The sequence below is a fragment of the Bacillus cereus group sp. BfR-BA-01355 genome (genome assembly GCF_022663675.1).
Classification (GTDB): Bacteria; Bacillota; Bacilli; order Bacillales; family Bacillaceae_G; genus Bacillus_A; species Bacillus_A thuringiensis_S.
In genome coordinates this window covers 19,656-35,285 of record NZ_JAKUFY010000022.1, presented here as the reverse complement: position 1 = coordinate 35,285, position 15,630 = coordinate 19,656, and the positions used below count along the sequence as shown (strand labels likewise).

Here is a 15,630-nt window from a genome sequence, read left to right as displayed (position 1 = left end):
ATCTAATTTCGATGCTCTACTTTTCTTTTATAAATAAAAAATCCCTCTTTATGAGGGATTTTAATGTGGTAAGAAAATTAATTGATAAGCAAACAAAATTCCAAATACATACACAAGTGGGTGAACAGCACGGAATTTACCTTTTGCCACTTTCATAAGTGGGTATGAAATAAATCCAAGAGCGATACCTGTTGCGATACTTGATGTAAGTGGCATGCTTAAGATTACTAAGAATGCTGGGAATGCTTCATCAAATGCGTCCCAATCGATGTGGCGAACTGATCCCATCATAAGACTACCAACGATAATTAATGATGGTGCAGTAATAGCTGATACACCAGAAACGGCACTTACTAATGGTCCGAAGAATGCTGCTAGTGCGAATAAAACAGCTACTGTAACAGTTGTTAAACCAGTACGACCACCAGCTGCAACACCAGCAGATGATTCAATGTACGCTGTTGATGGTGTTGTTCCGAACATAGAACCGATTGTTGCTGAGAATGAGTCAGATAGAAGAGCTCGTCCAGCTTTTGGAAGCTTTCCATCTTTCATAAATCCACCTTGTTGAGCAACGCCAAGTAATGTACCTGTTGTATCGAATAATGTAACAAGGAAGAATGAGAATACAACGCCGTATAATCCGTAGTTAATTACGTCAGATACAGCAGTAATTGGATTTGAAACGATAATTCCTTCTGGTAATCCAGGCATTGATGTAACACCGTTTGAGAATGTTAATTGTCCTGTGAAGAAAGCGATAATACCAGTTAATAGCATACCGATAAATAGTGCGCCATTTACATTTAAAGACATAAGGATAATAGTAATTCCAAGTCCAGCTAATGCTAGTAGAACTGGAGCAGAGTGAAGATCACCAAGTCCAACTAAGTTTGCATCATTTTTTGTAACGATACCTGTTAAACGTAAACCGATAAAGGCGATAAATAGCCCGATACCAGCAGTAATTGCATGTTTTAAGTTTTCAGGAATTGCTTCCATTAATTTTGTACGGAAAGATGTAAATGATAGCAAAATTAAAATCATACCTGCTACGAATACAGCAGAGAATGCAATTGCGAAAGTCATGCCTTCATGAGCTTTTACAACAGAGTAAGAGAAGTAAGCATTTAATCCCATACCTGGTGCAATTGCGATTGGTAAGTTTGTAAAGATCGCCATAAATAATGTTCCGACAACAGCAGCGATAATTGTTGCTGTAAATGCTTGTTCAAATGGAACACCTGCATCCCCAAGGATGACTGGGTTTACGACAATGATATATGCCATTGTTAAGAAGGTAATAATACCTGCCATAATTTCAGTTTTAATAGAAGTTTTATGTTTTGAAAGGTTAAACATATAAACATCCTTTCTGTTTACGAATAATTTTCACAACAGTTATATATAATATTCGTTTTTTAACTATTTTGCAATAGTTTTGTATAAAAAGTTTACAACAATTCATATTTTGTGTCTTAAATTCGAATATTAATCGTAACTTGATGTTTGAATTTCAGTTTTTATTATGCACATTATAAGAAAAAGGAGTTGAAAGAAGCTATGCCACAGCAAAAAAACTTTGTAACAATGCCAGCGCAACATCAAAATAAACAGCCTGGTATTGAATCATTAATGAATCCACTTCCGCAGTTTGAAGATTCAAATTATAAAGGTAGCGAAAAGTTAAAAGGAAAGAATGTATTAATTACAGGGGGAGATAGTGGGATTGGACGAGCTGTTTCCATCGCTTTTGCGAAAGAGGGAGCAAATATTGCGATTGCTTATTTAGATGAGGAAGAAGATGCAAATGAGACGAAACAACGTGTTGAAAAAGAAGGAGTAAAGTGTGTATTGTTGCCGGGTGATTTAAGTGATGAACAGCATTGTAAAGATGTTGTTCAAGAGACCGTCCAGCAGCTAGGTAGTTTACAGGTTTTAGTAAATAATGTCGCGCAGCAATATCCGCAGCAAGGACTAGAGTATATTACAGCAGAACAGCTAGAAAAGACTTTTCGTATTAATATTTTTTCTTATTTTCACGTTGCGAAAGCCGCACTTTCTCATTTGAAGAAAGGAGATGTCATTATAAATACGGCATCTATCGTTGCATATGAAGGGAATGAAACGTTAATTGATTATTCCGCAACAAAAGGAGCTATTGTTGCTTTTACAAGATCACTTTCTCAATCATTAGTACAAAAAGGAATTCGTGTAAATGGTGTTGCGCCGGGACCGATTTGGACACCGCTTATTCCATCGAGCTTTGATGAGAAGAAAGTCTCTCAGTTTGGGAGCAATGTCCCGATGCAAAGGCCTGGTCAACCATATGAGTTAGCGCCGGCATATGTATATTTAGCGTCTGGTGATTCTTCTTATGTTACGGGACAAATGATACATGTAAATGGGGGCGTTATTGTAAATGGATAGTTTTCATTTATAAGAGCAAAGTAAAGCTAATTACAATTATTATGGTGAGCGCTAGGGGGGATATAGGTGAAAAGGGTATGTTTCGTTTTACTATTATTTTTCTTCCTACCGGTTAGTGCTTTTGCTGATACAGATCATTTAATATTAGTGAATCTTACCACAAACCAGTTGTCTTTTTTTGAGAATGGAAATTACACAAAAACATTTCCAGTAACGACTGGAAGAGATCGTACACCTACGCCTGAAGGTAATTTTTGTATTATAACTAAATTTAAAAATAAAGAATACCATCGAAAAAAAATAGCTGGGGGTGCACCGAATAACCCTCTTGGTACGAGATGGCTTGGGCTAGATAAGAATGAATATGCGATTCACGGGACAAATCGGGAATGGACGATTGGAAGTAGGGAATCAAATGGCTGTATTCGCATGCATGACAGGGATATACAATGGTTATATGACCGAGTACAATTACAAACAAAAGTAATCATTTCTCGTTTTCATACGAGCCCCGAATATGAAGCGAATAAGCTTGGTTATCGCGTTGTGAGCTGGAATGGACGAAAAATAGAAGAAGAACAAATTGGAGTACTTACGTTAGTAGACCGCGCAGATATATATTGGCAAGAACCAAATGGACAGTTAACGAAAGTGAAAACGGTATTGCCGAACGAAAGATATCCAGTGTACTCAAAGCGAAAAGATGGAATATATTATATAGGAAACAATTCGTATATTATAGATGAAACAGGAGAGAAAATTCGTTACGAGCAAATTCCTTCTTCGATCTTAAGTAATATATATAAACGGAAATACAATGTTCCGTAATGGCTACCGTATTACAGACGGTAGCTTATTTATACTTGGAGTTTAACTGCAACTATTGTATTTTGCTGAATATAATACAGTACAGATAGGGGGCGGTTATATTATGAAAAGTGAATTTGCGTTTAAAGTTTTCTTAGTAACGACCTGTTTATTTATCGTGTATTTATATGCGTTTCTCGTCTTTTCTTTTTATGTTCCATATGTTGATTTAATATTATTCTTCGGATTTATTTGGGCGTTTGTGAAAGCGAGGGAAGGAGAGAAGAGTATATATCGGCGCATTACCCTATGCGGGACGGCCGTTCTCGTTATTTTATATTTTTTTATTATGCATGATTTTTGGAGAGGGATGTAAAAAAGCATACGATGAATCGTATGCTTTTTATGTTTAATATTTAGGCTTAAATGTATGACAACAAGTCTCTACACTCGTTGCTACAGAACTTTCTAGCGTCTCGTTTGTTAAAACAGCAGCTGTATATGAATCATTTTCAGTTTGACCAGTTTCATCTGCATCAGGCTGAACGACGATCGCACTTGCTTGACAAAAGTTACCTTGTCCCCAAAAAGAACAGTTGGAAACAGAACATCTTACTTCTGGCATAAAACCCCCTCCTTATACATTAGTGTGAGATTTTACGCCCATTTCATGTGTAGAAGGAGTTTCCTTTTCTCGTTACTTTTTCGTTTGCTCAAGCCATTCTTTTAATTTGTCTTTTGGCTGTTCACCGCTAATACGGCTTACTTCTTTGCCATCTTTAAAATGAATGATTGTTGGTGTACCTTGAATTTTATATTCATCCCAAGGAGCATCTAGTTTTTCAATATCCATAACTTTCATATCAACGTTCAAGTCTTTAGCCATCGGCACTACGACAGGAGATAATTTTTGGCAATGAACGCAAGATGTTTGATAAAAGTATACTGTTTCTTCTTTTTTCTCTTTTAAGTTCTTTTGAAGATCTGAAAGAGAGATTTTATTTGTGTAGTAGTCAGAAACGTTTGTCTTACTTTCAGTAGGATTATCAATTTTTTGGCTAGTAGCATTTTTTTCTTCCATTTGTGTTACTGCAAAAATTGCCACGAACAAGGCGATAATAATACCACCAAATATAAGCATTTTTTTCATTCTTTCATCTCCTTATTTGTTTTTGATGACAATAAAGCTACAAACAGCGATTGTAATAAAGCCGATAAGTGCTAAAAACGGGATTGTCACAAAGCCGAACCAGTTTATGTATTCTCCCGTACATGGTACACGTCCACAAGCTGCCCCAGCTGCTGAAAATGCTGCGACTTTTTGAATTGCATAGTGATATAAAGAAATACAAGCGCCAATAGTTGCGATTGGTAAAGAATAACTTGCGATGCGATAGTCTTTCTTTGCTACAGCAATACCAAGCCATAAAACGAATGGATACATAAAAATGCGTTGATACCAACAAAGGACACAAGGCTCAAATTTCATGATTTCGGAAAAGTACAGACTTCCTAGTGTAGCGACAAAAGAAGCTCCCCATGCGGTAAGTAAAGCATATTCTTGCTTTTTTTCTCGTCCCATATTTTATACCTCTCTTATAATAGTTACATACTAAATTATAGTATGAAGTGGTATAGAAAAGAAAGAAAAAATATGTTTATCAATAAAAGTTTTATAAGAGGAAACTTTTATTGGTATTAATATTTTAAAAAAGCGCCATTCTCCTAAAGAGAATAGCGCTATATTTTACATTTGAATTTGCTCTACTTCTTCTACATGCGACTTTTGGGATGCATGGTCAATATATTGAAATAGGAGCTGCAGTTGTTTATCAACTTCTGGTAGTTCTTTGCTGTATTGATAAGCGTGTAAAAAATGCTCAATACGCTTAGAAAATAATTGATCGTTCGTTTGAACCATGAGAACGAGTAATTTATCCCAATTACAGCAATACGTGTAATAGAGAGCTTTATCATAGTCGTTATATGTTTGCACTGTGTACCCTCCTTACCGAGAGTTATATATAGTGTGTGATAAGTAAGGAGAAATACACTTGAAAGAATTTGTTAAGAAAAAAAGAGAATGAAAAGAAAAAACGAGGAATTCCCTCGTTTTTTAAGCTTTTGGCATTGGCGTAGGTGTTGGTTTGCCATAGCCTTCTTTGTATTTATTATCGATATAGTTACGAATTTCAAGCGTTGATTTTCCTTTTTGTTTCATGGAAGCAGATTCAACTGCGATTTCTAGGCAATTGACGCAAGTCGTTGCGTGGGAATCCCAAACAACTTCACCATTCTTTTTAATTTCACGAATAAAGCAGTTTTTATTATTTTTATGTCCTACACTTTCACCGCAACCACAATAGCATGGAATCCAATCTAATAGCTCTGCATTTTGCCCAGCGACGGTGTAAATATCTTTCATTTGTGGATCAAGCTTATCTAGGAAGGTCGGAAGTGTGTCGACTCCTTTTGTTTTCTCTTGAATGTCAGCTTGTTGAGTGTGGGATGCATGGTCATGTTCTTCTTTTTTTGATTCAGAAGATTTTTGGTCATTTGTACCAGTACTTCCGCATCCAGCAAGAATTAAGCTTAGTACTGCAAGTAAAGAAAATACATACTTTTTCATTCGCTTGTCCCCTTTACAAATGTATTAATCAAATTGTATCAGAGATTATGGAGTGTCGGGTGAAGATTTTTTCGACTGATTTTTGAAACGCCATCTTAGCGAATGAAATAGAAATAAAATTGGGATATAAGCGTATACAATATATAAACCCGCTTGAGATAGTACGGTATTTAATGTATTGATACTTTCACGGTTTGTGAAAAGCAGAGAAGCTGAAAATATGATGAAAATAAAAAACGGTAATGTAAATTTAAATGAAATATGAAAGGAACGCTTCATCGTTTGACATGATGACCAAATGGTTAAGCAAAGATTTGGTAAAATAATTAAAAACCAAACGAAAATAATAATATATTCAAAACGCTGAATAAAAGGAACTTTAATTATTTTTAACATTGTTAAAGTAGGCCAAATAGTACGGTTTAATTGACCCTCACTATAATACATAAAGGATACGATAGCTAAAACTACATAAATTAAGGTGCTAAAAGCAATTCCAGCATGGGCCCATCGTTTTAAAGATTTTCCTTTTTCAATAAAGGGATAAAAGATAAGAATTGTTTCAAACCCCAGAAATTCCAATGCAGAGTGTTTTGCAGATATAAGCATGTCAAAAGGTGAATGTGTAAAAATAGGTAAAATATTACGGAAATGAGCATATTTCATTGGATAGATTAAAAAGAATACAACGAAAATAGGAAGAACAATACCCCAAAAACATATCCCTGTCACAGAACGGAAGCCACCTTTTATAATGTAGTAAGTGACTAACAAAAACATAAGCGTAAGTTTCCATAACTTAATGGTAGGGAAAATCCAAACTTGTATCACTTCCATATATGTACGAAGAACAGTAAGGCAAAATAATAAGCAATAAAGAGTGAAAATTACAGAAAATATAGAGCCAAACCACTTTCCAAAGGTTGTTGTATGGATACTAATTAAATCTCCGTCTTTTTCAAGCATTTTTAACATACAAAACAGCACAATATGAGTTGCAATTCCCGCAATAATAAGAGAAATCCAGGCATCATAACCAGCGTTTTTTAAAATTACACGTTGATATCCGAGAATTCCTATACCAATCTGGAGAGAATGCAATAAAATAAATGCAAAATATGGAGAGACTGTCTTTGTTTTATTTATTGTATTCATTGCTTATTTCACCTCACTATTCTCCGATTCCAGATTGTACAATATTAAGATCTAAATTTATATCCACCGCTACATTTTTATACATATTTCGAATTTGTTTTATATTCCATTTTCTTGTATGGCTTCTAATTTCATCTCGTATTCCTAAAGGATCAATTTCCTTTTCTTGAAATTGTTTTATTAAATCTTCACAGTCTTTTTCGACATTTCGTTCAATTTGTTTTTTTATATAGTTGATATTTGTTTTTTTTCTTAAATCAATCCAATTAGGAGAGTTTTTAATTAATCCATTTAATTTTAAATGGATTTTTACTTTTGGTATGTCGCCAGATTGATCTATATCATACTTATTTTCCCCAGCTAAGTTTTGTATAACAACCATGCCTTTATGTTTATCCTTTGTTATCGCAGCTTCGTAACGTCCATTTTTCGTAGGGTTAATAAGTAATTTTGCTAAAACAGAATGTCTTTTATCCGTATACATGACGACTTTATCGCCTTTTAAAAAGGCAAGTCCTTTGACAGCGACAGAATGATTATCGTCCATTTTAATATAAGGAACATAGGCATCACATACAGAAGAGTAATAATTATATAAAAAAATGTTTAATTCGGTTTGTGGAATGTTCTCATTTCTTATATTTTGTTCGAGTAAATCAGCAATATATAAAGACCCATTTTTTTTTCCGTAATTTAAAAGCTCTTCAGCCGATCCATCTACAATTGCTAGTTGTACATCACGCCCGATATTTGGGTCACGTTGTAAGTTAGTAATAATCTCTCCCATTCCGCGTTCTCCTAGAGCTTTTCCAAATAGGACGACACGCATTTGACCTACAACAACATTGTGAGGAGATTTCGCATTCAATCGTGAAGCAATTGTTTCAAGTGAACGGGCAGATGTTGTTTGCGTCTCTGGCTTAGACTTTACACCATGTGTGTACTCTGGGAATAGAATAGTTCCTTGGAATCTTTTGTTTTTTGTGATGTCAAATCCAGCAATATGAATAATACGCTGTGCATCCACTATATACGTTTGTGTACAGCCAGTTTGTAAAACGAAGAAGATAATGATAAGGTGCAATAAAACTTTTTTCATTCATTCTCACCATCACGTTTTTGCTTCGATTTGTTTGGATTATAGCGCCATTTTGATTTTGGTCTAAGAAAAGAAGGTCTTTGTGCCGTTTGACTAAATGGTAATCGAAGAAAACCTTCTGCTGTACCTAAACCACGAAATGGATATAAAGGTAATAAATAAGGTGATCCAAGTGATTTTAATTTAATTAAATGAGCTAAAATAAATACAAATCCGACAATAAGGCCTAATCCTCCGAATGCACCGGCTAAAAGAATAAGCGGAAAGCGTAACAACCGGATAGTAGAAGACATCTTTACGGTTGGTGTTGTGAATGATGCAAGAGCGGATAAAGCAACTGCAATTAGTAAAATAGTACTTGTCAAAGCCGCTTCAACAGATGCTTGGCCAATTACAATCCCCCCAACAATTCCAATCGTTTGTCCGACTTTTGTCGGTAAACGCGCTCCCGCTTCACGAAGCAATTCGATTGTAATTTCTAAAAAGAGTGCTTCTAGAATAGGAGGGAAAGGTACGTTAGCTCTCGAGAAAATAATAGGACCTAGTAAATCGGCAGGAATCATTTGATAATGATATGTTAAAGCCGCTGTATAAATAGCGGAGGAAAACAGAGAAAATATAGCTCCGAAAAAACGAATAATACGAAAGAACGATCCAATCATCCACGGTAAATAATAATCTTCTGGTGAAATGAAAAAATCCAGTAACGTTGTTGGTCCTGATAAAGCATATGGAGAGCCATCTGTTAAAATTAAAACTTCCCCGTTAATTAACGCAAATACAGCTCGATCTAATCGCTCTGTAGGTAATAGAACAGGAAAAGGTGAATTGCTATTATCACTAATAAATTGCTCAATCATAGTTGAATCAAATGGGACATCAAAGTCAATGTCTTCTAGCCGTTGAATTGCGGCGTTGACAAATTGTTCATTTGTAATTCCTTCTATATAAGCAACTGCTACTTTTGTTTTTGATATAGATCCGACGGTAACTTCTTTAAAAATGAGTTGCTCCGTTACGATATTTCGGCGTAATAAGTGGATATTTGTATCAAGGTTTTCAACGAAACCGATTTTAGGCCCGATTACGCTATACTCATTTTCTGTATCGTTATATAATCGTTTTCCTAAAACAGTACTTTCGGCACGAATTAAAGCATATTGATCAGGATTCGAATTGTTTTTTAAGCGTATTAAAATATATCCACCTAATAATTTTTCACGAATATCATCAATAGAAGGGGATGTAATGATATCTTCAATAGAGATGATATTACATAAATCAGAGATGTTTTGGATTTGTTCCGATTCCTTTTTTATAGGAGTTAAAATGAATTGTTTAATAATAAGTGCTTCCACGACAGATTTATAATAAAACAAGCACAACGTTTCATCTTTAAGTATGTTATAAGAGACAAAATCGCTTGATTCTTTCATGGTTTGTATAAATTCTGGAATAGAACAAAGTGTTTTTGTATTAGTCTTTTTTGATTTCTTAGATGATAAACCGAACATTTTCTCACCCCTAACTTACATCATTTACTTGTGTTAGTTTTTGGGAAAGACGGGAATTTATACTTAAAAATTGAAAGTTCATAAAGAAAAGGAAGAGTGGTGAATGGCTCTTCCTTTTTAGCATTTTAATTTGTTTTTTGTTCTTTAATAGACTTCACTAATTTCATCATTTCCGCCCGTATATCTTCTCTTTTTACATTTAATTTTTCGGCAATTTGTTTAATGTCCATTCCATCTTTTTTCATTTTTAATACATCATCAAGAGGGGTATTGCTTTTTTGAGAGATGATTGTTAACACAGTAAGGTGACGCAATTTGATGTTATATTCTTTCATTTTTTGTTTTAGCTGATCCGGTGTGGATTTTTGCATAGTTGCTAACTGTTGTAGCAGTGCTTGCTTTGTTTCTTTATTCATATGATGTTTTTTCAGCTTACTTGGATCTACACCGAAATGCTCGGCTGTTTTCTCCCAAGATTTATTTTGCTTATAGTAAGCTAAAACGTCTTTTATTTCTTTATTACTAATCCTTGCAATGTGAGCAGCCCTCCAAATTTCATGTTTGTTATAGCCAAGTTTTTCTAGCGATTGCATTTCTTCTTCTGAAATTGGTTTATGATGATGTATCGTTACTTCTTTTGGCGTGGCAGCGGACGTAGGGAAGGTGGATATCCCGCATAATAATGCTGCCATAGTCATACTTACTGCGATTTCTTTGTACATGTAAACTCCTCCTAGATGGATAATGTAGAAAACTGTACACATATCATTTCCATAAAATGTGAAATACTTGTGAACAAGTTAAGTTTTTTTATTCACAGTATGAAATGACATTTTTAGAAGTTTTCCAACATAAAACATTGATTAATAGTAAAAAACTAAGGTATAATCGAAATTGAAAATCAATATCAATAACAAATGTATACATATAGATGAAAATAAGGGAGAGAAAAATATGACTACATATACTTCCATCGCAAATGTGATTAAAGAAAGACGCTCTGTACGTACATTCACAGATAAAGCTGTAGATAAAGAGTTATTAATTGAACTATTAAACGACGCAACGTGGGCACCGAATCATAAACACCGTGAACCATGGAATTGTAAATTATACATTGGAGAAGGTCGCAAAAAATTAGTAGACGCAGTATTAAACTCTTTCACAGAAGAAGAAAGAGCGAAACGCGGCAAAATTTTATCAGATCGTTTCTTAAGCACGCCCGCACAAATCGTTGTTTATATTAATGAAGATCCACGTCAAATTCAACGTGACGAAGATTACGCTGCAACATGTGCATTTATGCAAAACTTCCAACTGCTTGCTTGGGAACGTGGATTAGGTTGTGTTTGGAAATCAGGCGGATTAAACTATAATCCATTATTTATAGAAGGACTTGGTTTAACAAGAGGTCAACGTATCGTTGGAATTCTTCACCTTGGCTATTTCGATAAAGCACCAGAAGGAAAAGCTCGTACTCCGATTACGGAGAAGATGGAGATTATTGAAGGTTAATAGATAAGACATTCTCGTTTTTGCGGGGGTGTCTTTTTATTATGCAATCAATCCTCATGAAAGCTTGTTCTCCATCATACACTTTCTTAAGGGAAAGTGTAAGGAGGGAAAATAATGAGAGCAAGTGACGATAAAGCACTGCAATATGCGATTGCGGAAATTACGGAAATTGCGACTGGATTTGGGCTTGATTTTTATCCGATGCGTTATGAAATATGTCCAGCGGAAATTATTTATACATTTGGTGCATATGGGATGCCGACGCGGTTTTCACATTGGAGTTTTGGAAAACAGTTTTTTAGAATGAAATTACAATACGATTTAGGTCTTAGTAAAATATACGAACTCGTTATTAACTCTGATCCATGTTACGCCTTTTTATTAGATACGAACTCGTTAATTCAAAACAAATTAATTGTAGCGCACGTTTTAGCACACTGTGACTTCTTCAAAAATAATATTCGTTTTTCAAATACGAAGCGAGATATGGTAGAAAGTATGGCGGCAACAGCGGACCGTGTGAAAGCGTATGAGCATAAGTACGGAAAAGCAGAGGTAGAAACATTTTTAGATGCCGTACTTGCCATTCAAGAGCATATTGACCCATCGATTATGCGTCCAAAACTTGCGTGGAGTATTGAAGATTTAGAAGAGGATGTAGAAAAGAAAAAGATATCACAGTACGATGACTTATGGAATTTAGATGATCGAAACAAAAAGAGAGAACGACCTAATATGCATAAAAAGAAGAAAATTCCGCCGCAACCAGAGAAAGATTTACTCCTCTTCATTGAAGAATATAGCCGTGAGCTAGAAGATTGGCAGCGAGATATATTAACGATGATGCGTGAGGAAATGCTATATTTCTGGCCGCAGCTTGAAACAAAAATTATGAATGAAGGCTGGGCATCATACTGGCATCAACGCATACTCCGTGAAATGGACTTAACATCTTCTGAAGCGATTGAATTCGCAAAGCTTAATGCAGGTGTAGTTCAACCATCAAAAACAAGTATTAACCCATACTACCTAGGTATTAAAATGTTTGAAGATATAGAGGAGCGCTACAATAACCCGACAGAAGAAATGAAACGACGCGGTGTAAAACCAGGATCTGGCCGTGACAAAATCTTTGAAGTACGCGAAATCGAATGGGATGTATCATTCTTAAGGAACTACTTAAACAAAGATCTCGTAATGAGAGAAGATATGTACTTATTCCAACGCCAAGGAAAAGAATATAAAGTAATAGATAAAGAGTGGGAACATGTACGTGATCAGCTCGTAAATATGCGTACAAATGGTGGCTTCCCGTACTTAGTAGTAGAAGATGGTGACTACTTAAAGAACGGAGAGTTGTACATTAAACATAGTTACGAAGGAATTGAGCTCGATTTAAAATACTTAGAAAAAGTACTGCCATACATTCATCAGTTATGGGGAAGAACGGTGCATATGGAGTCGATTGTGGAAAGTAAGGGCGTTGTGTTTTCTTATGATGGGAAGATGGTGCATCGGAAGTATGTGTGATGAAAAGAATGGACATAGAATGCTATGTCCGTTCTTTTTTATTTGGGGCAAAGTTAAATATGCTATTCTTGAAGAAAGGGAGTTATATAGAGAAATGGAGCGATTCAAATGAGCAAAATAGGGGTATGCAAGGTAGATATTACGCCGCCTGTCGGTATTGATTTTGTTGGATACCATAGAGAGACAGGAATAAATAATATTGAAGAGCATATTTATGGGACAGTTTTTGTATTTGAAAAAGATGAAATGAAAACTGTGTTTATAAGCATTGATAATATTGGGATGTTAGTAGAAGATACGAATATTATTCGTGAGCGCGTAGCTAGCAGGCTTCATGTGCCATTTGAGCGAATAACAGTTGTTTATACACATACACATTCTGGTCCGGAAACTGTTGGTGAGCAAGCTTTAGTAAAGTCGTATAAAACGAGTTTAGTAAATAATGTAGTGCACGGTGCTGTTACTGCAAATAATAACTTGGGGCTATGTGAAGTTGGCTGGAGTGTTACGACAGGTGATATTGGGATAAACCGAAGAGAGAGAACATCTGATGGAAGAGCAAAGATGGGAACAAATATAGAGGGTGTTGTAGATAAGCGAATTGGCATGTTAGCAATAAGAAATGCTGAAACGAAGGAGCTATCTGGGATTATTGTATTTTGTACTGCGCATCCGAATGTTTTAAAAGGTGATAGCGATGTATTATCAGCGGATTATCCTGGAATGACGAGGGAGATTCTTGAGAAAATCGTAAATTGCCCTGTTATTATTGTGCAAGGAGCTGCTGGTAATGTAAATGCGAAGTATCGCGGTTCAAGGGAAGCAGTAAAGCAAATGGCTTACACACTTAGTGGACATGTATTAACAATATTGCCAATAGTTACATATAGCCCAATTGTAAATTTAAGAACAGTTTCGAGTATGATGCAAATGAAGTTGAAAGATATTCCTGAAATGAATGAGATACGAAGCATGGCTCAATTGGCGGAGAAGCAGTGGGGTGTGAACACGGACGAGTGGCTTACTATCGTTTTAGAGAAATATAAGCAAGGTATTCGGCAGTTACGTATTGATTTAGAAGTTCAACTGTTTCAAGTTAATGATGGAATGTTCTTTGGTATACCGATGGAACCTTTTTCAGAAACCGCGTTAGAAGTGAAAGAGAGTCTTCAAAATGAAATAGCCTTTCTTGGTGGATATACGAATGGATATATTGGTTATTTACCGACAAGGGAAGAGTTTACATATGGTGGATATGAAGTAGAATTAAATCCTGTTGTATATGGGCCTGTTACGAATTTATTGATGCCACCGGAGAAAAATACTGCGGAGCTGATTGTGAAGAAGGTTACGGGCTTATGTAATAAAGTGAAGCTTTAATAAGACAGATTTTTGAAAGCAGAGTAAAGAATATAAATAATTGTTTGAGTTTATTAAGTCAATGTAATTAACAATGATTATCATTGTTAATTACATTGACTTCTAAAAAAAGAAAAACTAGAATTTATAAAGGGATCCTCAATTGTTTGCTATCACTTGTATAGGAGGTAAGTTATGTTGGATAGCTTTATTTCTATAAGATGCAGGTTGGCTCTTTATCGTTTTGGTGTTCTTTTTATATTTTTTTGCATAGTATTTTTGGTGCATCAGAAGGTGTATGCAGAAGATGTACCGTGGACATCGGTCTCAAATGAGGGAGAACGTGAACTGTTTCAAGAACAATCATTGTATAGTAATGATCGAAGGGGAGAAGATCTTGTTTCGCCCTCATTTGAAGGGCGAAAACATGGTGGGGAAGATTGGGGAGCATATTTGGAAAATAGTACGTTAAATTATTCACCTAATATTCTTACCTATTCTGTTATAGGAAGCGATGATCGAATACGGGTTAATGATACAAATTCATATCCGTATAGCGCTATAGTCCATGTTGCGACTCAGTATAATAGTGGAGAAGTTTATGGGTGTACAGGAGCACTAATTAGTAAAGATACAGTGCTTACAGCTGGACATTGTATTTACAATAAAGAAATTGGTGGATGGGCGACAAATGTTATTGTGACCCCTGGTAGAAATGGAAACCAAGCACCGTATTTACCTTATAGTTGGACAAAACTCTATTCAGTAAGTGGATGGACTGATAATGAAAATTCAGATTATGATTATGGAACGATTAAATTAAATGGGTCTCCAGGAGATTATATTGGCTGGTTGGGATATAGAACTACCTATGTAGAATCACCAAAAGGTTTACTTGCGGCGATTCCTGGATATCCCGCTGATAAAATAGGAAATGAACGTTACACAATGTGGAGAGACTATGGTCCAATTGAGGGAGTTTCTCCTAGAATGTTAACATACAAGATTGATACTTATGAGGGGCAAAGTGGATCACCTGTATATCAGTATTTCGATACCGGTATCAAAATAATAGCCATTCATACAAGAGGAAATAAAAATATGAATTTTGGAAATCGGATAACAGACGATGTGTTTAATAATATTAAAAAATGGCCTGAATAAATATAGTAATTCTATTTGGATTTTGTATTGTATATTGGTCATAATCATGATGTCTAGTTATATAGTAAATAACGAAGAGAATGTTAGTAAAGTTGTTAATCCTATAACTTTCTATGTTCAAAATAAAGAGAAACAACAGATAAAAGACTTTGAAATTATGCTTATAAAAGATGAATTACCTCAGTCTAGTAAAGAAATCGTGATTTCGATAGGGAAAACTAATCAAGAAGGAAAATTGATTTGGAAGATTCCTAGAAAAGGAAAGTATATAATTTTATTGCCGAATAATGAGAAAAAAGAGATTGTGATTAATGATAGAAATGTAGCTAAATTAATAATGATTAACGTAAATTAATAAAAATAGGCCGAAACCAATCATATGGTTGATTCGGCCTATTTTTATATGATTTAGAAAAATTGTGAAGTAA

At 35.1% G+C, this 15,630-nt stretch carries 18 protein-coding genes; 8 read left to right on the top strand and 10 right to left on the bottom strand.

Features of this window, described 5'->3' with window-relative positions:
* Positions 1 to 60: 60 nt before the first annotated feature.
* Positions 61 to 1,362, bottom strand: a complete 1,302-nt coding sequence (locus MR167_RS10010; protein WP_000482710.1) for an NCS2 family permease — start codon at positions 1,360 to 1,362, stop codon at positions 61 to 63.
* A gap of 201 nt (positions 1,363 to 1,563) precedes the next feature.
* On the opposite strand from MR167_RS10010, the gene MR167_RS10005 reads away from it, so the two are divergent.
* The 3 genes from MR167_RS10005 (at position 1,564) to MR167_RS09995 (ending at position 3,613) form a co-directional block, all read left to right on the top strand.
* The gene (locus tag MR167_RS10005) at positions 1,564 to 2,430 is read left to right on the top strand and encodes an SDR family oxidoreductase (RefSeq protein ID WP_106082124.1); all 867 of its coding nucleotides are present in this window, start codon (positions 1,564 to 1,566) and stop codon (positions 2,428 to 2,430) included.
* A 66-nt stretch (positions 2,431 to 2,496) separates the two neighbouring features.
* Positions 2,497 to 3,258: a L,D-transpeptidase gene (locus MR167_RS10000; protein ID WP_000831959.1), complete on the top strand. Its 762-nt coding sequence runs from the start codon at positions 2,497 to 2,499 to the stop codon at positions 3,256 to 3,258.
* 103 nt (positions 3,259 to 3,361) lie between these two features.
* Positions 3,362 to 3,613 carry a hypothetical protein gene (locus tag MR167_RS09995; RefSeq protein WP_000834195.1) on the top strand — a complete coding sequence of 84 codons (252 nt, stop codon included), beginning with the start codon at positions 3,362 to 3,364 and terminating at the stop codon, positions 3,611 to 3,613.
* 33 nt (positions 3,614 to 3,646) lie between these two features.
* Here the strand turns inward: MR167_RS09995 and MR167_RS09990 are convergent, their stop codons facing one another.
* The 9 genes from MR167_RS09990 to MR167_RS09950 form a co-directional block, all read right to left on the bottom strand.
* Complete coding sequence (locus MR167_RS09990) at positions 3,647 to 3,862, bottom strand: DUF1540 domain-containing protein (protein ID WP_001115488.1); 216 nt, start codon at positions 3,860 to 3,862, stop codon at positions 3,647 to 3,649.
* A 72-nt stretch (positions 3,863 to 3,934) separates the two neighbouring features.
* Complete coding sequence (locus MR167_RS09985) at positions 3,935 to 4,387, bottom strand: thioredoxin family protein (RefSeq protein WP_242314510.1); 453 nt, start codon at positions 4,385 to 4,387, stop codon at positions 3,935 to 3,937.
* A 12-nt stretch (positions 4,388 to 4,399) separates the two neighbouring features.
* The gene (locus MR167_RS09980; RefSeq protein ID WP_000532272.1) at positions 4,400 to 4,819 is read right to left on the bottom strand and encodes a disulfide formation protein C; all 420 of its coding nucleotides are present in this window, start codon (positions 4,817 to 4,819) and stop codon (positions 4,400 to 4,402) included.
* A 165-nt stretch (positions 4,820 to 4,984) separates the two neighbouring features.
* Positions 4,985 to 5,233, bottom strand: a complete 249-nt coding sequence (locus MR167_RS09975) for a YhdB family protein (protein WP_001195459.1) — start codon at positions 5,231 to 5,233, stop codon at positions 4,985 to 4,987.
* Between the two features lie 120 nt (positions 5,234 to 5,353).
* Positions 5,354 to 5,866, bottom strand: a complete 513-nt coding sequence (locus MR167_RS09970; protein ID WP_000761026.1) for a PCYCGC domain-containing protein — start codon at positions 5,864 to 5,866, stop codon at positions 5,354 to 5,356.
* A gap of 45 nt (positions 5,867 to 5,911) precedes the next feature.
* Complete coding sequence (locus MR167_RS09965; RefSeq protein WP_001092365.1) at positions 5,912 to 7,021, bottom strand: GerAB/ArcD/ProY family transporter; 1,110 nt, start codon at positions 7,019 to 7,021, stop codon at positions 5,912 to 5,914.
* Between the two features lie 16 nt (positions 7,022 to 7,037).
* The gene (locus tag MR167_RS09960) at positions 7,038 to 8,120 is read right to left on the bottom strand and encodes a Ger(x)C family spore germination protein (protein WP_106082129.1); all 1,083 of its coding nucleotides are present in this window, start codon (positions 8,118 to 8,120) and stop codon (positions 7,038 to 7,040) included.
* Positions 8,117 to 9,634: a spore germination protein gene (locus tag MR167_RS09955; RefSeq protein ID WP_106082130.1), complete on the bottom strand. Its 1,518-nt coding sequence runs from the start codon at positions 9,632 to 9,634 to the stop codon at positions 8,117 to 8,119. The genes MR167_RS09960 and MR167_RS09955 overlap by 4 nt, the downstream gene beginning before the upstream one ends.
* 125 nt (positions 9,635 to 9,759) lie before the next feature.
* Positions 9,760 to 10,356, bottom strand: a complete 597-nt coding sequence (locus tag MR167_RS09950) for a hypothetical protein (RefSeq protein ID WP_242314508.1) — start codon at positions 10,354 to 10,356, stop codon at positions 9,760 to 9,762.
* 232 nt (positions 10,357 to 10,588) lie between these two features.
* Between MR167_RS09950 and MR167_RS09945 the strand changes: the two genes are divergently transcribed.
* The 5 genes from MR167_RS09945 (at position 10,589) to MR167_RS09925 (ending at position 15,557) form a co-directional block, all read left to right on the top strand.
* Entirely contained in the window at positions 10,589 to 11,149 is a 561-nt protein-coding gene (locus MR167_RS09945; protein WP_000214808.1) for a nitroreductase family protein, read from the top strand.
* Positions 11,150 to 11,263: 114 nt separating this feature from the next.
* The gene (spoVR, locus tag MR167_RS09940) at positions 11,264 to 12,679 is read left to right on the top strand and encodes a stage V sporulation protein SpoVR (RefSeq protein WP_001202690.1); all 1,416 of its coding nucleotides are present in this window, start codon (positions 11,264 to 11,266) and stop codon (positions 12,677 to 12,679) included.
* Positions 12,680 to 12,787: 108 nt separating this feature from the next.
* Positions 12,788 to 14,059 carry a neutral/alkaline non-lysosomal ceramidase N-terminal domain-containing protein gene (locus tag MR167_RS09935; RefSeq protein ID WP_000034541.1) on the top strand — a complete coding sequence of 424 codons (1,272 nt, stop codon included), beginning with the start codon at positions 12,788 to 12,790 and terminating at the stop codon, positions 14,057 to 14,059.
* Between the two features lie 174 nt (positions 14,060 to 14,233).
* Entirely contained in the window at positions 14,234 to 15,202 is a 969-nt protein-coding gene (locus MR167_RS09930; protein WP_142399140.1) for a trypsin-like serine peptidase, read from the top strand.
* On the top strand, positions 15,168 to 15,557 hold the full coding sequence (locus tag MR167_RS09925) for a DUF2606 family protein (RefSeq protein WP_242314506.1): 390 nt from the start codon (positions 15,168 to 15,170) through the stop codon (positions 15,555 to 15,557). Before MR167_RS09930 ends, MR167_RS09925 begins: the two co-directional genes overlap by 35 nt.
* Positions 15,558 to 15,630 lie beyond the last annotated feature (73 nt).

Coding starts and splice junctions, on each gene's coding strand:
- MR167_RS10010 (WP_000482710.1), bottom strand. CDS start 1,362: ATGTTTAACCTTTCAAAACATAAAACTTCTATTAAAACTGAAATTATG.
- MR167_RS10005 (WP_106082124.1), top strand. CDS start 1,564: ATGCCACAGCAAAAAAACTTTGTAACAATGCCAGCGCAACATCAAAAT.
- MR167_RS09995 (WP_000834195.1), top strand. CDS start 3,362: ATGAAAAGTGAATTTGCGTTTAAAGTTTTCTTAGTAACGACCTGTTTA.
- MR167_RS09990 (WP_001115488.1), bottom strand. CDS start 3,862: ATGCCAGAAGTAAGATGTTCTGTTTCCAACTGTTCTTTTTGGGGACAA.
- MR167_RS09985 (WP_242314510.1), bottom strand. CDS start 4,387: ATGAAAAAAATGCTTATATTTGGTGGTATTATTATCGCCTTGTTCGTG.
- MR167_RS09980 (WP_000532272.1), bottom strand. CDS start 4,819: ATGGGACGAGAAAAAAAGCAAGAATATGCTTTACTTACCGCATGGGGA.
- MR167_RS09970 (WP_000761026.1), bottom strand. CDS start 5,866: ATGAAAAAGTATGTATTTTCTTTACTTGCAGTACTAAGCTTAATTCTT.
- MR167_RS09965 (WP_001092365.1), bottom strand. CDS start 7,021: ATGAATACAATAAATAAAACAAAGACAGTCTCTCCATATTTTGCATTT.
- MR167_RS09960 (WP_106082129.1), bottom strand. CDS start 8,120: ATGAAAAAAGTTTTATTGCACCTTATCATTATCTTCTTCGTTTTACAA.
- MR167_RS09955 (WP_106082130.1), bottom strand. CDS start 9,634: ATGTTCGGTTTATCATCTAAGAAATCAAAAAAGACTAATACAAAAACA.
- MR167_RS09950 (WP_242314508.1), bottom strand. CDS start 10,356: ATGTACAAAGAAATCGCAGTAAGTATGACTATGGCAGCATTATTATGC.
- MR167_RS09945 (WP_000214808.1), top strand. CDS start 10,589: ATGACTACATATACTTCCATCGCAAATGTGATTAAAGAAAGACGCTCT.
- spoVR (WP_001202690.1), top strand. CDS start 11,264: ATGAGAGCAAGTGACGATAAAGCACTGCAATATGCGATTGCGGAAATT.
- MR167_RS09935 (WP_000034541.1), top strand. CDS start 12,788: ATGAGCAAAATAGGGGTATGCAAGGTAGATATTACGCCGCCTGTCGGT.
- MR167_RS09930 (WP_142399140.1), top strand. CDS start 14,234: ATGTTGGATAGCTTTATTTCTATAAGATGCAGGTTGGCTCTTTATCGT.
- MR167_RS09925 (WP_242314506.1), top strand. CDS start 15,168: ATGTGTTTAATAATATTAAAAAATGGCCTGAATAAATATAGTAATTCT.